The organism is Candidatus Eisenbacteria bacterium (assembly GCA_016867495.1).
In the GTDB taxonomy this organism is placed as follows: Bacteria; Eisenbacteria; RBG-16-71-46; order CAIMUX01; family VGJL01; genus VGJL01.
This window is the reverse complement of sequence record VGJL01000343.1, coordinates 1-1,829: the sequence shown is the minus strand read 5'-3', so window position 1 is coordinate 1,829 and position 1,829 is coordinate 1. Positions and strand designations below refer to the sequence as shown.

The window sequence follows — 1,829 nt, the reverse complement described above, 5'->3', positions numbered from 1 at the left end:
CGAGTTCCTGCTGGGCCGCGGCGACATGCTCTTCGTTCCGCCCGGCAAGGCGGAAGCCTTCAGGGTCCACGGCGCCTATTGCACGGAGGGGGATGGAGAGCGGGTCGCCAACTTCCTGCGCGCTCAGCCCCAGGCCGCCCCCATAGTCCTGGAGAAGGAGGAGGATGAAGAAGGGGGAGGGCCGGCGAAGGAGGACGAGATGTTTGGCGATGCCCTCAGGCTCGTGGTCCGCGAGAGGCAGGCATCGGTCTCTTTCCTGCAGCGCCGCCTGAAGGTCGGGTACTCCCGCGCGGCAAGGTTGATGGACCTACTCGAGGCCGCCGGTGTGGTGAGTCCGTACGACGGGAGCAAGGCCCGAGAGGTGATGGTGGATGAAAGCTATCTGGAGGAGTGGGATGCCAAGCAGGAGCCCTGGGCGGGCCAGCCCAGCTGACATCCGGCTCCTGCCGGCTCTGATCGCCGCCGCCCTCCTGTGCTGCGCTGCCGGCGCGTCCCGTGCCGAGGATCGCCCCCTGGGCGCCGGCGGTCGCGCCCCTTCCCCGACCGATGGCGACTCGGCCGCCGCGGAAGTCCTTCTCGTGAGGGTGAAGGAGGCCTGGAACGCCCGCGGCAGCCTGGTCGCCACGATCGAGCAGACCCAGGAGTTCGCCGGCTTCGACGAGCCGCTGGTGAGCCGCGGGAAGCTCAGGATCCTCAAGCCGAGCTACTTCGATCTGCGCTTCGATCCCCCGCACAGGCAGCGGCAGGTCTGCGACGGCAAACACGTCTGGACCTACATGGAGGATCAGAAGCAGGCCTTCCGCACCCCCTTGTCCCCCGACGCCCGCCTCGGGGCCGACCTGTTCAACTGGGCCCTGGTGGGGGCCAGAGGACGCTCGGCCCGGAGCGACACAAGCATGGGCGAGGGGATCCTGCGCCTGGAGCTCGCGCCCGGCGCGAACCTCTCCCTGGCGGAGCTGAGGGTGTGGTTGCGCGAAGCCACCGCCGAGCTCATCGCCTGCGAGGTCATCGACGCGGAAGGGAACAGAACGCGAGTCCGGATCCTCAGTCTGCGCGACGATCCAGGCCTCGGACCGGATGACTTCCGCTTCGCGCCCCCCGAAGGCACCGAGGTGATCGACGCGGGCGGGGGCGGATGAGAGTCCGTGCGAGACAACCGCGGATCGCTCTGATCACGCTCGGCTGCCCCAAGAACGTGGCCGATTCCGACCTCTTGGCCGGTCAGATCCTCCGAGAGGGTCTCGCCGTCACATCGACGATCGCGGAGGCCGACGCGGTCCTCGTCAATACCTGCGCCTTCCTGGCGGCGGCCGAGCGCGAGTCGATCAGGTCGATTCTGGAGCTGGCCGAGGGGAAGAAGGCTCGCCCGAGCCAGAGGCTCGTGGTGATGGGATGCCTCGCGCAGCGGCACGGGGAAGCGCTTCGATCCGAGGTTCCCGAGATCGATCTCCTGGTCGGGCCGGGCGAGGTCCACCGTCTCGCGCCGCGCCTGCGCGCGATTCTCGCCGGGAAGGGGGTCGGCCCCGCCGCCACGCGCATTGGGGGGCTCGACCGTCTGCACGGAGATTGGGATCTCCGCGTCGTCTCGGGGCGCAGGCACAGCGCTTACGTGAAGATCTCCGATGGATGCGATCGCCGCTGTTCCTTCTGCGTCATCCCCCGGCTGCGCGGCCCCCAGCGGAGCCGCCCACCCGGCTCGATCATTCGCGAGGTCGAGAGGCTGGCGGGAGGCGGCGTGAGGGAGATCAATCTCGTGGCGCAGGAGTTGACCGCGTACGGGACCGACAAGGGGAAGCCTGGCGCACTGCCCGCCCTGTTGCGGCGGCTGG

The 1,829-nt window shown here is 69.2% G+C and carries 3 protein-coding genes; all 3 read left to right on the top strand.

The genetic code is table 11. The features are described 5' to 3' along the window. Positions 1–433: DNA translocase FtsK (locus FJY88_14120; protein MBM3288463.1), on the top strand; the 433-nt coding region annotated here is incomplete at its 5' end. Then, a complete protein-coding gene (locus tag FJY88_14115) occupies positions 372–1,139 on the top strand; it encodes an outer membrane lipoprotein carrier protein LolA (protein ID MBM3288462.1) in 768 nt (255 codons plus the stop codon). The genes FJY88_14120 and FJY88_14115, both read left to right, overlap by 62 nt. Next, positions 1,136–1,829 (top strand): radical SAM protein (locus FJY88_14110; protein MBM3288461.1); only part of this gene is annotated, 694 nt, incomplete at its 3' end. The genes FJY88_14115 and FJY88_14110, both read left to right, overlap by 4 nt.